The sequence below is a fragment of the Pseudomonas sp. Pseusp49 genome, assembly GCF_059491875.1.
Map to the genome: position 1 here is coordinate 3,066,382 of NZ_CP168514.1, position 15,200 is coordinate 3,081,581.

The following is a 15,200-nucleotide window of genomic DNA, read 5'->3' on the forward strand; positions in this document are numbered from 1 at the left end:
GTGGCTCACCTGCCAAATTAGCGCAGGCAGGAAAAATTGTAGTAGTTAATTGGCCAAGAGTAAATCCTGTCTTTTTCTTCATGTAACGGCAGTAGTGTCTTGATTCAAATTTATGCCTGTAGTCGTTGTTTTATCGATTAAATTTTCGAGTTAATGGTCGCTTAATGCACTAATGAATTCCGCCCCGGGCATGGGTTTTCCGAACAGATAACCCTGCAGGAAGTTGACCTGGCGAGCGCTGAGGTAATCACTCTGCTCAGGGGTTTCGACACCTTCGGCCACCAGGGCAAGGTCGAGTTTGACGGCCAGGTCGATGATGCTGTCGAGGATGTGGCTGGAGAGGGTGTCGATGCCGATCATGGCGACAAAACTCTGGTCTATTTTCAGGAAGTCGACATTGAACTGCCGCAGGTAGCCAAGGCTTGAATGACCCGTGCCGAAATCGTCGATGGCGATCTTCACACCCAGTTCGCGAAGTTGCTCGAACAGTTGCAGGGTGATTGCCGTTGGCTCGATCAGTTCGCGTTCGGTCAGTTCCAGTATCAGGTAGATCGAGCCTGGCTCGAACGCATCGAGGAACTCGCGGCAATCCTTGACCAGGTCCAGGTCCTGGCAATGGCTGGCGGTAATGTTGATGCCAATGTGAAAGGGTTTGTTGAATCCGGCGGATTGCGGCGCGAGCAGGGCGGCGGTTTGTCGCATGAGCGAACGGGTCATCGGTACGATCAGTCCGGAGTGCTCGGCAAAGGGGATGAACAGGTCCGGACGCACCAGGCCTTCCTTCGGATGTTTCCAGCGCATCAGCACTTCAGCACCGGACCAGCGTTTGCTGTCGCCGTGTACCACGGGCTGGAAATACGGAATGAACTCTGCGGCTTCCAGCGCCCGTTGCATTTCCTGGGTGGGGGCCGATGAGCGCTTTTGCAGGAAGTGACCAATTGACCCGGCAATCACACCGAAGAAAATCAGCAGACTGAACAGGGGGGGATACTCGCTGCTCATGTATCGCCAGGTTTCGCCTTTGGGGAAACCGGCTTCTACGGCAAAAGCATAGCGCCCGGAGGTCAAGCGGCTCTGGGCAACGGGGAGTTCAGGCGCGGCACCTGTGTGAACCTTGCCATCGGCGGACATCCAGTGCGGGCCAACCTGCAGCACCAGCAAGGTCTGGCGGCCGATCAAGCGCAGAACGTTGCCCAAGTGATAACCATAGAGGGTCGTCAGCGCGCCTTTTTGTCCTTCGCTCAGGCGGTACACCAGCAACGAGGCGTTGGGCGTCACCGGATTGCCGCTCATGAGCCACAAAGCGCCCTGGGTGTAGTCGCCGGGGCTGACCGTCTCCTGATAGTCGCCGAACAGCGAACTGCAATAGAGGTTGTTATCCCACACCAGACTGGTCGAGCGCACGAATGGGCGGCGGGTGACCTGTTCGCGCAGCGCCAGATTGACCTCGCCGCAACTTTGGCCGGCCATCGGCAGCAGTTCGCGAGCGGCCTGAGCGGCGTTGTCGAGCATCAAGTCGAACTGACGAACCGCTTCCTCGGCGGTTTGTTCGGTGTCTTGCTTGAGCGCACGCCCTGCCTGCATGTAAAGAATGATGGCCCCCAGCAGCACCGGGAGCAATCCGCTGATCAGGGTGACAGCAATTTTCGTGCTGCGACTGCGGGTTTTGGCTTTCAGCGGCATTCGCGAATCCCGTCACGAAGAAGTAAGGCTCTCAACAACTGGCAGGGCAATACGCCTCCCATAAAGAGTTTGGGTAATGGCCATGATAGTTGGCCCCAGGCGGTTACGCTGCTCAACACAGGTCGAGGCTTTGTGCCAGTTTGATAAAGGCCAGCGTCGCGGGTGATGCCTGGCGTCGATCGAGTACCGCCAGGCCGACCTGGCGCACCACCGTCGGTGACAGCGGTTTTTTCACATAGCGGCTGTCTGATTGATGAGGCAATGAGCCTTCGGCGACTACCGTCACCCCGTCGCCACGAGCGACGACATCCAGGGTGCTCATCAGCTGCGAGCAGCGATAACGGATGTTGGGCGTCACGCGGGCCGCGGTGAACAGGCGTGAAACCAGCTCCGAAGAACCGGCCTCGGTCAGCACAAACGGGTAGTCGCACAGGTCCTTCAGGTTCAGGCTGTCGTGAACCGTCAGCGGGTGGTCGGCGGGCAGCAGCGCGACCATCTGGTCTTCGATCAGCGCGACCGTGTCGAAACGCTCCTCGGGCAACACCACAAAGCCGATGTCGATGCGTCGCTCCTCCAGCCACTGCAGCACCTGGCGGTCCGGGCCTTCGTCGATATGCACTTCTATGCCGGGATGGGCTGCGCGGTACTGCTGCAGAATCAATGGCAACAATTTGATCGATGAAGTCGGCCCGAACGAGCCGATACGCAGCGTGCCGCGTTTCATGCCCCGCGCATCGGCAGCTTCCTGGCGCAGGGTGTTGGCCAGGCCCAGCATCGCGCGGGCGCGCAGCAGCAACTGCTGGCCAATATCGCTTGGCTCGACCCGGGTTTGATGCCGGCGCAACAACTCGACCCCCAGTTCCTGCTCCAAAGACTTCAAGGCATGGGACACCGCCGATTGGGAAATGCCCAGGCGATTGGCCGCTGGCGTGAAGCCGTGGAGTTCGGCCACGAGAGAGAAAATCTCCAGTTGAGTGAGGGTCATGAGTGTTTGCTCATTTTACGATGACTGAGTATTAGTCGAATGATAACTCATCTCTCCGACATCCGACCCTGGAACCTTATGACGATCTGTGAGCAAGCCCTGTCAAAACCCTCGGATCTGCCGGTGTATCTGAAACTGGCAGGCGTCAGCATGGTGTGGGGCGGTACCTTCGTTGCCGGACGCTTTCTGGCCGACGGCCTCAACCCGCTGCTGGCTGCCAGCCTGCGGTTTTTACTGGCCAGTGTGGCATTGCTGCTGTTTATACGCGTGGCGCGGATACCGCTGCTCCGACCCAGCGCCCGGCAATGGCTGCAATTGGTCTTGCTTGGCTTTTTCGGGATCTTCTTCTACAACCTGTGCTTCTTTTACGGCCTGCATTACATCAACGCTTCACGGGCATCCTTGATCGTGGCGCTGAACCCGGCCGTGATCGGCCTGGCTTCCTGGCTACTGATCAAGGAGCGTTTGAGCCGGGCAAAAGTCGCCGGTATCGCGATCTGCATGGCGGGCGCGAGCATGGTGATCGTCAGTCGCAACCCGCAATTATTGGCCGCTGGTACCGATGCCTGGATCGGCGATCTGCTGATTTTCGGCTGCGTGCTCGGCTGGGGTGTCTACTCGCTGTGCTCCAGAGAGCTGAACCTGACCCTCGGACCGGTGCAAACGGTGACCTGTTCGATTCTGCTGGGCACCGTCATGCTCTGGATGACTTGCATCGTCCGTGGCGAGGTGAGTGTCACTGCGATCGCCCAACTGGATGCCCGGCAATGGTTGAGCCTTTTGTACCTCGGCGTGCTGGGTTCGGCGCTGGCGTACATTGGCTACTACGATGGCATCCGCAAAATCGGTGCGACGCGTTCCGGGGTGTTCATTGCCTTGAACCCGTTGACCGCGGTGATCCTGGGGGCGCTGTTGCTCGATGAGCCGTTGACGCTGGCCATGTGCCTGGGTGGCGGGCTGATACTGGCGGGGATTTTCCTCTGTAACAAACCCCTTGCGCGGGTAAGGAAAAAGGGGATTTGATACAGAAGGCGGACAAAACGATTTACGCTGTGTAGAATCAGGTTACGCATACAATAATAATCGTCTTCTGGCAGCAGAAGCCTCGCCCGCAAGAGCCTTGGGTCGATAATGAAGATATTCGGGTTTCAACTGATCTACGGTGATTTTCTCGCCCGCAGCGTGCGGGGCATTTCCTGTGCGCCACCCAGCGGTCTCAGCATTGCTTACAACTAACCTTAGTTAATTGATAAAAAATGATGAGGCGCCAACCATGGCAGATTTATACGAAAACCCAATGGGCCTGATGGGCTTTGAATTCATCGAGCTCGCATCGCCGACCCCGAACACCCTGGAGCCGATCTTCGAGATCATGGGCTTCACCAAGGTGGCGACCCACCGCTCCAAGGACGTGCACCTGTATCGTCAGGGCGCGATCAACCTGATCCTCAACAACGAACCCCACAGCGTCGCCTCGTACTTTGCCGCCGAGCACGGCCCGTCGGTGTGCGGCATGGCGTTCCGCGTCAAGGATTCGCAAAAAGCCTACAAGCGTGCCCTGGAACTCGGCGCCCAGCCGATCCATATCGAAACCGGCCCGATGGAGCTGAACCTGCCGGCGATCAAAGGCATCGGCGGCGCGCCGCTGTACCTGATCGACCGTTTCGGTGAAGGCAGCTCGATCTATGACATCGACTTCGTGTTCCTCGAAGGCGTTGACCGCCATCCGGTCGGTGCCGGCCTGAAGATCATCGATCACCTGACCCATAACGTGTATCGCGGTCGCATGGCCTACTGGGCCAACTTCTACGAGAAGCTGTTCAACTTCCGCGAAATCCGCTACTTCGACATCAAGGGCGAGTACACCGGCCTGACCTCCAAGGCCATGACCGCACCCGATGGCATGATCCGCATCCCGTTGAACGAAGAATCGTCCAAGGGCGCCGGGCAGATCGAAGAGTTCCTGATGCAGTTCAACGGCGAGGGCATCCAGCACGTTGCCTTCCTGTCCGATGACCTGCTCAAGACCTGGGATCACCTGAAGAGCATCGGCATGCGCTTCATGACCGCACCACCGGACACCTACTACGAAATGCTCGAAGGCCGTTTGCCGAACCACGGCGAGCCGGTGGGCGAACTGCAGGCACGTGGCATTTTGTTGGACGGTTCGTCCGAGTCGGGCGACAAGCGTCTGCTGTTGCAGATCTTCTCGGAGACCCTGATGGGGCCGGTGTTCTTCGAGTTCATCCAGCGCAAGGGTGACGACGGTTTCGGCGAAGGCAACTTCAAGGCGCTGTTCGAATCCATCGAGCGTGACCAGGTTCGTCGTGGCGTGTTGTCCACGGACTGACCGGGTTTTCTGGATCAAAAGATCGCAGCCTTCGGAAGCTCCTACATGGGAAAACGTACACCCTGTAGGAGCTGCCGAAGGCTGCGATCTTTTGCTTTAAGGCCTGCGCTGTCTCACCAAATGCTTGAACCCTTCAAACACCAGCACCAGCACCGCCATCCAGATCGGGATGTAGGTCAGCCATTCGCCGGCCTTGATACTCTCTCCCAGCAGCAGCGCCACGCCCAGCAGCAGCACCGGTTCGACGTAGCTCAACAAGCCGAACAGGCTGAACGGCAGCAGGCGACTGGCAATGATGTAGACCACCAGCGCTGAAGCACTGATCACACCGAGCAGCGGGATCAACAGCGACAACCATGGATGCTGGTCAAACACGCCAAAACCCTGTGCACCGCTCTGAACGAACCAGAAGGCCACGGGCAGCGTCAACGCCATGTCCAGCCACAAGCCGCCGAGGTTGTCCGCTGCCAGCCGTTTGCGCAGAACGAAGTAAGTCGGATAACCAATGCAGACCAACAAGGTCGCCCAGGAAAAACCACCGACCTGATATACCTCGTTGACCACGCCCAGGCAGGCGAACACCACGGCGACCTTTTGCAGGTACGACAGGCGTTCGCCATAGGCGATCCGCCCGGTCAACACCATGGTCAGCGGCAGCAGGAAATAACCCAGGGATACATCCAGGCTGTAACCGTTGAGCGGCGCCCACATGAACAGCCACAATTGCACGCCGAGCAGGGCAGAGGAGGCGATCAGCGCGCCAATCAGCTTCGGATCGGCTTTGGCGCGCCTTAGGATCTCCAGCACGCGCTTCCACTCGCCGGACACCACCATGAACACGGTCATGCACGGCACGGTCAGCAGCATGCGCCAACCGAAGATTTCCACGCCGCTCAAGGGGGTGAGCAGCGACGTGTAGTAATACATGACGGCAAACAGCACCGAGGCTGAAACCGATAGAGCGATACCTTTAGACAAGCTGTCCTCGCGAGGTTGAAGGTGAAACGGGGGGGCGGAGGATACGTGGTTTTTGAGCTGAATATTGACCAATCAATCAACACGGTCCAATTGTGGGGGCGGCGGTGCGACGATTCGACTTGCTCGCGAAAGCGGTTTTCCAGCCAACATCAATGTTGAATGTTAAGCAGCCTTCGCGAGCAAGCCCGCTCCCACATTGGTTTTTTATTTCTTCAGCTATTGCGCGGTTTACGCCCTGACACAAAATGGCTCACATCATTGAACCCCGGTGTCGACGCATGCCCCGGTGTCACCAGCGCATCGATGAACGCCTCATCCTCGGCCGTGATCTTCACCACCTGCGCCTTAGTGTAGGTGTCCCATTGCGCTTCGGTACGCGGCCCGACAATGGCCGAGGTCACGGCGCTGTTGTTCAGTACCCAGGCAATCGCGAACTCGACGATGCCGACGCCGCGCTCCTGGGTGTACTGCTGGATCTGCTGGGCGATGCGCAGGGATTCGACGCGCCATTCAGTCTCAAGGATGCGTTTGTCCTGGCGACCGGCACGGCTGTTGGCGTCGGGTTTCACATCCGGCGCGTATTTGCCGCTGAGCACTCCGCGCGCCAGCGGGCTGTAGGGCACCACGCCCAGACCGTAGTTTTGCGCAGCGGTGATCTGCTCGGTTTCAGCCTGGCGGTTGACGATGTTGTACAGCGGCTGGCTGATCACCGGCCGGTCAACGCCGAGTTTGTCAGCCACGCGAATCACTTCGGCGATGCGCCAGCCACGATAATTGGACAGACCCCAATAGCGGATCTTGCCCTGGCGAATCAAGTCGCCGATGGCCGATACCGTGACGTCCAGCGGCGTGTTGTGGTCTTCACGGTGCAGGTAGTAGATGTCGAGGTAGTCGGTGCCCAGGCGCGTCAGGCTGGCGTCGATCCCGTTGAACAGATGCTTGCGGCTCAGACCGCTGCGGTTGGGAACACCGTCCACGGGACCGAAGCCGACCTTGGTGGCCAGCACCCATTCATGACGGCGACTGGCGATGGCCTCGCCGACGATTTCCTCGGAACGGCCGTCGGTGTAGACGTCGGCGGTGTCGATGAAATTGATGCCCTGGTCCCAGGCCTTGTCGATGATCCGCAGGGAGTCTTCGGTACTGGTCTGTTCGCCGAACATCATGGTGCCCAGGGTCAGGGTGGACACCTGCAGACCCGAATGACCCAGTGTGCGATAGCTCATGAGCAAATCCTTTTACCGGTGGGAAAGGCTCAATCAGATACCAGAAAAACCGGGTGTGGCAAATGAAAAGATCGCAGCCTTCGGCAGCATCCATGTAGGAGCTGCCGAAGGCTGCGATCTTTCGATCTTCTATACCTAAACTCGCAACGTACGAGTCATGCGCAACGCCAGCAGACTGCCGCAGACAATCACCCCCGCCAGCAGGTACAGCGCCGCATCGGTCGAACCGGTGCTGTCCTTGACCCAGCCCACCAGATACGGGCTGAGGAAACCCGCCATCTGGCCCATCGAGTTGATCAGCGCCAGGCCACCGGCGGCAGCGCCGGCACTGAGCAGGGCGGTCGGCACCGGCCAGAACATCGGCAGGCCGGTGAGGGCGCCCATGGTGGCGATGGTCAGGCCGAGAATCGCGATGGCCGGGTTGGCGGCGAAGTTCACCGCGATCAGCAGCCCCAGCGCGCCCATCAGCATTGGCACCACCAGATGCCAGCGACGCTCCTTGCGCAGGTCCGCGGAGCGGCCCACGACCAGCATGAACACTGCCGCCAGCAGGTACGGAATCGCACTGAGCCAGCCGATCACCAGGTTATCGCTGAAACCCAGGTTCTTGATGATCGATGGCAGCCAGAAGTTGATCGCGTATACACCGCTCTGGATGCAGAAGTAGATCAGGCCGAAGGCCCAGATTGCAGGGTTCTTGAACACTGCCAGCAGCGAATCAGTCGTGGTTTTCGGTTTGTTGGCCAGGTCTTCAGCGTGGTCGGCTTCCAGCACCGAACGCTCGAACGGGGTCAGCCATTTCGCATTGGCGTAGCTGTCACTGAGCAGGAAGTAAGCCAGCGCACCGAGGATCACGGTCGGAATGCCTTGCAGCAGGAACATCCACTGCCAGCCGGCGAGACCGCCCTGGCCGGCGGCGAAGTGGTTGAGAATCCAGCCGGAGAAGGGGCTGCCAAGCAGGCCGGAGACGGGGATCGCCGACATGAACAGCGCCATGATGCGACCACGGCGGAAGGTCGGGAACCACTGCGAGAGATACAGCACCACGCCCGGGAAGAACCCGGCTTCGGCGGCGCCGGTGAAGAGGCGCAGGGTATAGAACTCGGTCGGCGTGGTGACGAACAGCAGGCAGGTCGACAGCGTGCCCCAGGTGATCATCATCAGCGCGATCCAGCGCCGCGGGCCGAATTTGCTCAAGGCCAGGTTGCTGGGCACACCGCACAGCACGTAACCGATAAAGAAGATGCCGGCGCCCAGGCCGTACACGGTTTCGCTGAACTTCAGCGCGTCGAGCATCTGCAGCTTGGCGAATCCAACGTTGACCCGGTCGAGGTAGTTGAACAGGTAGCAGATGAAAATGAAGGGGATCAAACGCAGGGTGATGCGCTTGTAGACGGCGTTTTTGTCGTCAGCGATGGCCTCGGACGCTACGGCGCTCTGTGTCATGGCGGCTCTCTCTTTATTATGATTTTTTGCGATGCAAAGGGTAACGTTGATCGCCCAGAGAGTCTCGACCACCCTCAGGGTGGCTGTCTTTGTGCCTGAGCACAGGGTTTGCAACCAAGGCCTGTGCGGGTGAACAACCCGTTCCACCACCGTCTTCAAGGATCACTTGCATGTTCGAACTCGATCACGACCTGGCCCAGGACATCGTCGACCGGGCGATGGCCATTCTGCCGTACAACGTCAACGTCATGGACAGCCAGGGCCTGATCCTGGGCAGCGGCGAACCGGAGCGGGTCAACACCCGCCATGAAGGCGCGCAACTGGTCCTGGCCAACGGCCGCGTGGTGGAGATCGATGCGCAGACGGCGATTCATCTCAAGGGCGTGCAGCCGGGCATCAACCTGCCGCTGTTGCTCGATCAGCGCCTGATCGGCGTATTGGGTATCACCGGCGAACCCGAGCAACTGCGCACCTATGCCGAACTGGTGCGCATGACCGCCGAGATGCTGGTAGGCCAGCGCAACCAGCAGGCCGAACAGCAATGGCGGCGCCAGCGCTGCGATGATCTGCTGGCGCTGCTGCTCAGCGAAGCCGGGGACTCTCCGCGACTGATCGATGAAGCGCAGCAGTTGGGCCTCAAGCCGCAAATGACCCGGGTACCGTACCTGTTCGAACTGGGCCTGGAGCACGCTGCGGGGCAAACCGTCGAGGCACTGAGTGCCTGGTTGACCACCCGCCACCCGGACAGTTGGTGCGTCAGCTCGGCGAAAACCTCGTTGCTCTGGTGTCGGCCGGCCAGTCAGTCGGTCGAGAACGAGCGCTTGCTGGACAAGCTTGACGGCCTCGGCTGGAACATCCTGCGCATTGCCGTCGGTGGGCAAGCCGATGGGCTGGCGGGGTTGCGTCGCTGCTATCGCCGGGTCGGTGACTTGCTGGCCTACGGGCGCGAAGTGTTGCCGCGCTCCCGGTTGTTGACGCTCAACCGCTATCGGCTGCCGGTGATGCTCTGGCGCCACCGCAACGACGACGCCCTCGACGAATTGCTCAACCCGCTGCGCAAGGTTATTGCCAAGGACAGCAATGGTCAGCTGCTGGCGACCCTGCGCAGTTGGTGTGAACACGACGGCCAGAGCCAGGCCTGTGCCGATGCGCTGGGCATCCATCGCAACAGCCTGCGTTATCGCATGGAGCGGATTGCCGAGCTCAGCGGCGTCGACCCGCTGCGACTGGACGGCATGCTCGCGTTGTATCTCGGCGTCCAGCTCCTCCCTCAAACCGAAGCAGGCCCCCTGTAGGAGCTGCCGCAGGCTGCGATCTTTTGATTTTACAAAGCAAGATCAAAAGATCGCAGCCTGCGGCAGCTCCTACGGGGTCGGTGTGAATGCCGGTTTGTGGAAATGAACAATAATCCTCTATGCCGCTTGTGCAGCGGACCGGCGTTATTGTTCATGGCGGCTGGCAGCATGTGGGCATTGGAACTGGAGAATTCCCATGAAAATCGTGATCGCCCCCGACTCGTTCAAGGACAGCCTCAGCGCTCAAGGCGTAGCCGATGCCATTGCCCTGGGATTGGCGCAGGTCTGGCCTGATGCCCAACTGATCAAATGCCCGATGGCCGACGGCGGGGAAGGGACTGTCGAGTCGATACTGGCCGCGTGCGAAGGCGAACTGCGTCGCACTCTGGTACGCGGGCCGCTGGGGGCCATGGTGGAGGCCGCCTGGGGCTGGTTGCCGCAGAGCCATACCGCAATCATCGAAATGGCCGAGGCCAGCGGTTTGCAGTTGGTCCCGGTGGCGCAGCGCGACGCGTGCATCAGCAGTACTTTCGGCACCGGACAATTGATCCGTGCCGCACTGGATGCCGGTGCACAACGGGTGATCCTGGCGATTGGCGGCAGCGCGACCAACGACGGCGGCGCCGGTGCCGTGCAGGCCTTGGGCGTGAAGTTGCTCGACGCTCGGGGACAGACGCTGTCACCGGGCGGCCTCGCCCTTGCGCAATTGGCCCGCGTGGACCTGAGCGACATCGATCCGCGTCTGGCGCAGGTGCGCTTCGACATCGCCGCCGACGTCAATAACCCGCTGTGCGGCCCCCACGGCGCCTCGGCGATTTTCGGCCCGCAAAAAGGCGCCTCGCCCGTGCAGGTCGAACAACTGGACCAGGCACTGGGGCACTTTGCCGACCATTGCGCGGCCGCTTTGCGCAACGACGTTCGCGACGAACCGGGGAGTGGCGCGGCGGGTGGCCTGGGGTTTGCCGCCAAGGCGTTCCTGGGCGCACAGTTCAAGGCCGGGGTCGAGGTGGTCGGCGAACTGGTGGGCCTGGCCGAGGCGGTTGCAGGCGCCGATCTGGTGATCACCGGCGAAGGGCGTTTCGATGCGCAAACCCTGCGCGGCAAGACGCCATTTGGTGTAGCGCGTGTCGCCGGGCAGCACGGCGTGCCGGTCATCGTCATCGCCGGCACGCTGGGCGAGGGGTACCAGGCGCTTTATGAGCACGGCATCGACGCTGCGTTCGCCCTGGCAAGCGGGCCGATGACCCTGGAGCAGGCCTGTGCCGAGGCGCCGCGCTTGCTGCGTGAGCGGGCAACCGACATCGCGCGTGTCTGGCGGATGGCCGTCCGCTGCGACTGAGGTTTTTCTGTGGCGAGGGGGCTTGTCGGAACGCCGCACCGCCCCGTTCGGCTGCGCAGCAGCCGCAATACGTATACGGGATTTACCAGGCAAAAAGCGGGACTGCTTCGCAGTCCAACGGGGGCAAGCCCCCTCGCCACAAAACCTCCGATGGCAATTTTGAGGGTGGATTTGAACGCCATGATGGCGCGTTGCGTGATTTGAGATAGGGTTGAGGCTTGGAGTAACCGCGCGACAGGAGAACGACATGCGCTACTCAGCCTTGACCCAACGAATCGCCGGTGACGGAGCGGCGGCCTGGCAGATTCACGATCGAGCGCTGCAATTGCGCGAACAGGGCGTCGACGTCCTGCTGTTGTCCATTGGCGACCCCGACTTCGATACGCCGCAACCCATTGTCCAGGCCGCCATCGCCAGCCTGTTGGCCGGTGATACGCACTACCCTGAAGTGCGCGGCAGTCGTGGGCTGCGCGACAGCATTGCCCGTCGGCATCGGCAACGCAGTGGCCAGGTGGTGGATGGCGAACACGTGATCGTCTTTCCGGGGGCGCAGTGCGCGGTGTATTCGGTGGCGCAGTGCCTGCTCGACCCGGGCGATGAAGTGATTGTCGCCGAGCCGATGTACGTGACCTATGAAGGCGTGATCGGCGCGTGTGCGGCCACCGTGGTCCCGGTGCCCGTGCGCCCGCAGAACGGGTTTCGCGTCGACCCGCTGGATGTCGCGGCGCGAATCACGCCCAGGACCCGCGCCATACTGCTCAACAGTCCGAACAATCCATCCGGCGCCAGTTTGCCACTGGCCATCTGGCAGGAGCTGGCGGCGCTGTGCATTCGTCACGATTTGTGGCTGATCAGCGACGAGGTCTACAGTGATCTGCTGTTCGAAGGCCAGCACATCAGTCCGGCGAGCCTGCCGGGCATGGCCGAGCGCACCGCTACGATCAACAGCCTGTCCAAGTCCCACGCCATGAGCGGCTGGCGGGTGGGCTGGGTGATCGGGCCCAAACCCATGGCGGGTCACCTGGTCAATTTGTCGCTGAGCATGCTGTTCGGCATTCCGGATTTCGTGCAGAACGCTGCGCAGTTGGCGCTGGACCGGGACCTGCCGGAAGTCGCCTCGATGCGCGAGGAGTATCGCCAGCGCCGCGACCTGGTGTGTGCAAGTCTGGGGCAATGCCCGGGTCTCAAGCCGATACGCCCGGACGGCGGAATGTTCGTGATGGTCGATGTGCGCCAGACCGGCTTGTCGGCCCAGCGCTTCGCCGAGCGACTGCTGGAGGGGTATGGCGTGTCGGTGCTGGCCGGTGAAGCTTTCGGGCCGAGTGCGGCGGGGCATATCCGCATCGGTCTGGTGGTGGATCAGATGAAGCTGGCTGATGCCTGCCGGCGGATTGCTTTGTGTGCGACGGATCTGCTGGAGGTGCGGCGGGCCTGAAGGGTTGTGTTGCCTGTGCCGGCCTCTTCGCGAGCAAGCCCGCTCCCACATTTGATCTTTATTGTTCACAAGTACTGTGTTCACAGCAAATCCATTGTGGGAGCGGGCTTGCTCGCGAAGGCTGCCTGACAGGCGCCGAATACCTCAGCCCTTCCACGCTCGAGCGTTGACCAGATTGGCCGGCCGCTCACCGGCCAGCGCCGCCAACAGGTTGTCCACCGCGCACCTGGCCATGGCCTCCCGTGTTTCATGGGTGGCCGAGCCGATGTGGGGTGTCGCCACCACGTTGTTCAACTGCAGCAACGGCGAGTCCTGATTCAAGGGTTCGCGGTCGAATACATCCAGCCCCGCCGCGCGAATCCGGCCCGTGCGCAAGGCGTCGATCAGCGCCGCTTCGTCCACCACCTTACCCCGTGAAATATTGATGAAGATGGTCTCGGGACGCATCTGGGCGAACTGCTCTGCGCCGATCAGCCCTTGGGTTTCAGCGGTCAGCGGTAACGTCAGGCAAACGAAATCGGCCTGTTGCAACAATTCCGGCAGGCTTCGATAGTGCGCATTGAAGCGCTGTTCCACGGCCGGTTTCGGTGACTGGCTGTGGTAGATCACCGGCATGCCAAACCCGCAATGCCCGCGCTGCGCGAGGGCCTCGCCAATACGGCCCATGCCGATGATGCCCAGGGTTTTGCCGTGCACGTCGCTGCCGAAATGCGCAGGGCCGATGTTGCGGTGCCATTGGCCGGCGCGAACCATATTCGCCAGTTCCACCACCCGCCGGGCAGTCGCCAGGATCAGCGCAAAACCGGTATCGGCGGTGGTTTCGGTGAGCACATCTGGCGTGTTGCTCAGCAGGATTCGCCGTTCGGTGAGGTAGTCGATGTCGTAGTTGTCGACGCCCACCGAAACGCTGGCAATGGCTTGAAGGTCGGGCGCCCGGTCGAGCAGTTCGGCATCCAGTTTCAGGCTGGCACCGAGCAAACCGTGAGCGCGGGGCAGGGCATCGCGCAGTTTGGCCAGGCCCTCGGCATCAAGGTTTTCGATCAGCGTCACGTCGACCTGCTCGTGTAGGCGAGCCATCAATAGCGGCGAGAGTTTCTTGTAGAGGACGACCTGCTTTTTCATCTTCGAGACCTCGATTTCAATTCAGGAATGTGCCGCGGCGGTGCGCGTTAACGTGGCCGAGGGCCGCTCCCGGTCGCTGGCGCCGGGCTTGAGGAAAATCGTCAGTACCACCGAGAACATCAACGCGCCGCTCATCAACAGGTACGACGCGCCCGGCGAGCCGGTGGAGCTGTTCAGGTAACCGACCAGATAGGACCCGCCAAACGAGCCGAGGGCGCCCATGCTGTTGATCAGCGCCATGGCGCCGCCCGCGACGTTGGCCGGGAGGATCTCCGGGATGATCGCGAAGAAGGGGCCGTACGGCGCGTACATGCAGGCGCCGGCAATCACCAGCAGGGTGTAGGACCACCAGAAGTGTTCGGCACCCAGGGCGTAGGAGCCATAGAAGGCGATCGAGGCAATCAGCAGTGGCGGCCAGACGAAACGTTTACGTTTTTGCAGTTTGTCCGAACCCCAGGACACCAGCAGCATGCCGATCACTGCCGCCAGGTACGGCAGCGCCGACAGCCAGCCGGCCTGGACCATGTCCATCTGCGCGCCGGCCTTGAGGATCGACGGCAGCCACAGCACGAAGCCGTACACGCCAATGCTCCAGCAGAAAAACTGCAGGGCCAGGATGATCACTTTGGGAGAACGGAAGGCTTCGGCGTAGTTCTTCACGGCCTTGATACCGACCTGTTCGGCGGCCAGGGCGCTTTCCAGATCCTGCTTTTCCTGCTCGTTGAGCCACTTGGCCTGTGACGGACGATCATCAGCCAGGCGCCACCAGATGAATGCCCACAACACCGCGGGCAAACCTTCGATGATGAACATCCAGCGCCAGCTGTAGTGCTGCACCAGATAGCCCGAGACCACCGACATCCAGAGCATGGTCACCGGGTTGCCGAGGATCAGGAAGGTGTTGGCCCGCGAGCGTTCGGCGCGGGTGAACCAGTGGCACAGGTAGATCAGCATCGCCGGCATCACGGCCGCTTCGACCACGCCGAGCATGAAGCGAATGACGATCAGCCAGTAGGCATTGGAGACAATCCCGGTCAAGGTCGCCAGGCTGCCCCAGAGAATCAGGCTGACGAAAATCAGCTTCTTCACGCTGTGTTTCTGCGCGTAGATCGCGCCGGGTACCTGGAAGAAAAAATAGCCGAGGAAGAACAGCGCGCCGAGCATCGACGACAAGCCTGGTGTGATCATCAGGTCCGCCGCCATGCCGGAGGCGGCGGCGAACCCATAGTTGGCGCGATCCAGATACGCCAGGCTATAGGTGATGAACACGATGGGCATGATGTACCACCAGCGGCGGGTGGCGAGCGTTGCGGTTTTCATGAGTGGTGCTCCTGAGCTTGT

The 15,200-nt window shown here is 60.9% G+C and carries 12 protein-coding genes; 5 read left to right on the forward strand and 7 right to left on the reverse strand.

Annotated features, from left to right (window positions below; all coding sequences use genetic code 11):
- Nucleotides 1–150: 150 nt before the first annotated feature.
- Complete coding sequence (locus ACEN83_RS13865; RefSeq protein WP_495580624.1) at nucleotides 151–1,683, reverse strand: EAL domain-containing protein; 1,533 nt, start codon at nucleotides 1,681–1,683, stop codon at nucleotides 151–153.
- A gap of 112 nt (nucleotides 1,684–1,795) precedes the next feature.
- The gene (locus ACEN83_RS13870) at nucleotides 1,796–2,668 is read right to left on the reverse strand and encodes a LysR family transcriptional regulator (protein ID WP_495580625.1); all 873 of its coding nucleotides are present in this window, start codon (nucleotides 2,666–2,668) and stop codon (nucleotides 1,796–1,798) included.
- Nucleotides 2,669–2,746: 78 nt separating this feature from the next.
- On the opposite strand from ACEN83_RS13870, the gene ACEN83_RS13875 reads away from it, so the two are divergent.
- Nucleotides 2,747–3,691 (forward strand): DMT family transporter, encoded by a 945-nt coding sequence (locus ACEN83_RS13875; RefSeq protein ID WP_495580626.1) that lies wholly within the window; start codon nucleotides 2,747–2,749, stop codon nucleotides 3,689–3,691.
- Nucleotides 3,692–3,941: 250 nt separating this feature from the next.
- Nucleotides 3,942–5,018: a 4-hydroxyphenylpyruvate dioxygenase gene (hppD, locus tag ACEN83_RS13880; RefSeq protein ID WP_429519333.1), complete on the forward strand. Its 1,077-nt coding sequence runs from the start codon at nucleotides 3,942–3,944 to the stop codon at nucleotides 5,016–5,018.
- 96 nt (nucleotides 5,019–5,114) lie between these two features.
- Here hppD and rarD read toward each other — a convergent pair whose 3' ends face one another.
- From rarD to ACEN83_RS13895, 3 genes are all read right to left on the reverse strand, one after another.
- On the reverse strand, nucleotides 5,115–5,996 hold the full coding sequence (rarD, locus tag ACEN83_RS13885) for an EamA family transporter RarD (protein WP_495580627.1): 882 nt from the start codon (nucleotides 5,994–5,996) through the stop codon (nucleotides 5,115–5,117).
- 212 nt (nucleotides 5,997–6,208) lie between these two features.
- Complete coding sequence (locus tag ACEN83_RS13890) at nucleotides 6,209–7,222, reverse strand: aldo/keto reductase (protein WP_495580628.1); 1,014 nt, start codon at nucleotides 7,220–7,222, stop codon at nucleotides 6,209–6,211.
- A gap of 135 nt (nucleotides 7,223–7,357) precedes the next feature.
- Nucleotides 7,358–8,668, reverse strand: coding sequence for an MFS transporter (locus tag ACEN83_RS13895; protein ID WP_495580629.1), 1,311 nt, complete (start codon nucleotides 8,666–8,668; stop codon nucleotides 7,358–7,360).
- Nucleotides 8,669–8,838: 170 nt separating this feature from the next.
- Here ACEN83_RS13895 and ACEN83_RS13900 point away from each other — a divergent pair, with 170 nt between their 5' ends.
- The 3 genes from ACEN83_RS13900 to ACEN83_RS13910 all read left to right on the forward strand — a co-directional run bounded on the left by ACEN83_RS13900 (nucleotide 8,839) and on the right by ACEN83_RS13910 (nucleotide 12,737).
- Nucleotides 8,839–9,963 (forward strand): sugar diacid recognition domain-containing protein, encoded by a 1,125-nt coding sequence (locus ACEN83_RS13900; RefSeq protein ID WP_102700802.1) that lies wholly within the window; start codon nucleotides 8,839–8,841, stop codon nucleotides 9,961–9,963.
- A 196-nt stretch (nucleotides 9,964–10,159) separates the two neighbouring features.
- The gene (locus ACEN83_RS13905) at nucleotides 10,160–11,302 is read left to right on the forward strand and encodes a glycerate kinase (RefSeq protein WP_495580630.1); all 1,143 of its coding nucleotides are present in this window, start codon (nucleotides 10,160–10,162) and stop codon (nucleotides 11,300–11,302) included.
- Between the two features lie 247 nt (nucleotides 11,303–11,549).
- Nucleotides 11,550–12,737 (forward strand): pyridoxal phosphate-dependent aminotransferase, encoded by a 1,188-nt coding sequence (locus ACEN83_RS13910; RefSeq protein ID WP_495580631.1) that lies wholly within the window; start codon nucleotides 11,550–11,552, stop codon nucleotides 12,735–12,737.
- 144 nt (nucleotides 12,738–12,881) lie between these two features.
- Here ACEN83_RS13910 and ACEN83_RS13915 read toward each other — a convergent pair whose 3' ends face one another.
- Both ACEN83_RS13915 and ACEN83_RS13920 read right to left on the reverse strand, forming a co-directional pair.
- A complete protein-coding gene (locus ACEN83_RS13915; RefSeq protein ID WP_495580632.1) occupies nucleotides 12,882–13,859 on the reverse strand; it encodes a 2-hydroxyacid dehydrogenase in 978 nt (325 codons plus the stop codon).
- Between the two features lie 21 nt (nucleotides 13,860–13,880).
- On the reverse strand, nucleotides 13,881–15,179 hold the full coding sequence (locus tag ACEN83_RS13920) for an MFS transporter (RefSeq protein WP_495580633.1): 1,299 nt from the start codon (nucleotides 15,177–15,179) through the stop codon (nucleotides 13,881–13,883).
- Between the last annotated feature and the right edge of the window lie 21 nt (nucleotides 15,180–15,200).

Bases quoted from the DNA above. Each gene is read 5' to 3' on its own strand.
- ACEN83_RS13915 (WP_495580632.1), bottom strand. From the start codon at position 13,859: ATGAAAAAGCAGGTCGTCCTCTACAAGAAACTCTCGCCGCTATTGATG.
- ACEN83_RS13920 (WP_495580633.1), bottom strand. From the start codon at position 15,179: ATGAAAACCGCAACGCTCGCCACCCGCCGCTGGTGGTACATCATGCCC.
- ACEN83_RS13905 (WP_495580630.1), top strand. From the start codon at position 10,160: ATGAAAATCGTGATCGCCCCCGACTCGTTCAAGGACAGCCTCAGCGCT.
- hppD (WP_429519333.1), top strand. From the start codon at position 3,942: ATGGCAGATTTATACGAAAACCCAATGGGCCTGATGGGCTTTGAATTC.
- ACEN83_RS13875 (WP_495580626.1), top strand. From the start codon at position 2,747: ATGACGATCTGTGAGCAAGCCCTGTCAAAACCCTCGGATCTGCCGGTG.
- ACEN83_RS13870 (WP_495580625.1), bottom strand. From the start codon at position 2,668: ATGACCCTCACTCAACTGGAGATTTTCTCTCTCGTGGCCGAACTCCAC.
- ACEN83_RS13865 (WP_495580624.1), bottom strand. From the start codon at position 1,683: ATGCCGCTGAAAGCCAAAACCCGCAGTCGCAGCACGAAAATTGCTGTC.
- ACEN83_RS13910 (WP_495580631.1), top strand. From the start codon at position 11,550: ATGCGCTACTCAGCCTTGACCCAACGAATCGCCGGTGACGGAGCGGCG.
- ACEN83_RS13890 (WP_495580628.1), bottom strand. From the start codon at position 7,222: ATGAGCTATCGCACACTGGGTCATTCGGGTCTGCAGGTGTCCACCCTG.
- ACEN83_RS13895 (WP_495580629.1), bottom strand. From the start codon at position 8,668: ATGACACAGAGCGCCGTAGCGTCCGAGGCCATCGCTGACGACAAAAAC.
- ACEN83_RS13900 (WP_102700802.1), top strand. From the start codon at position 8,839: ATGTTCGAACTCGATCACGACCTGGCCCAGGACATCGTCGACCGGGCG.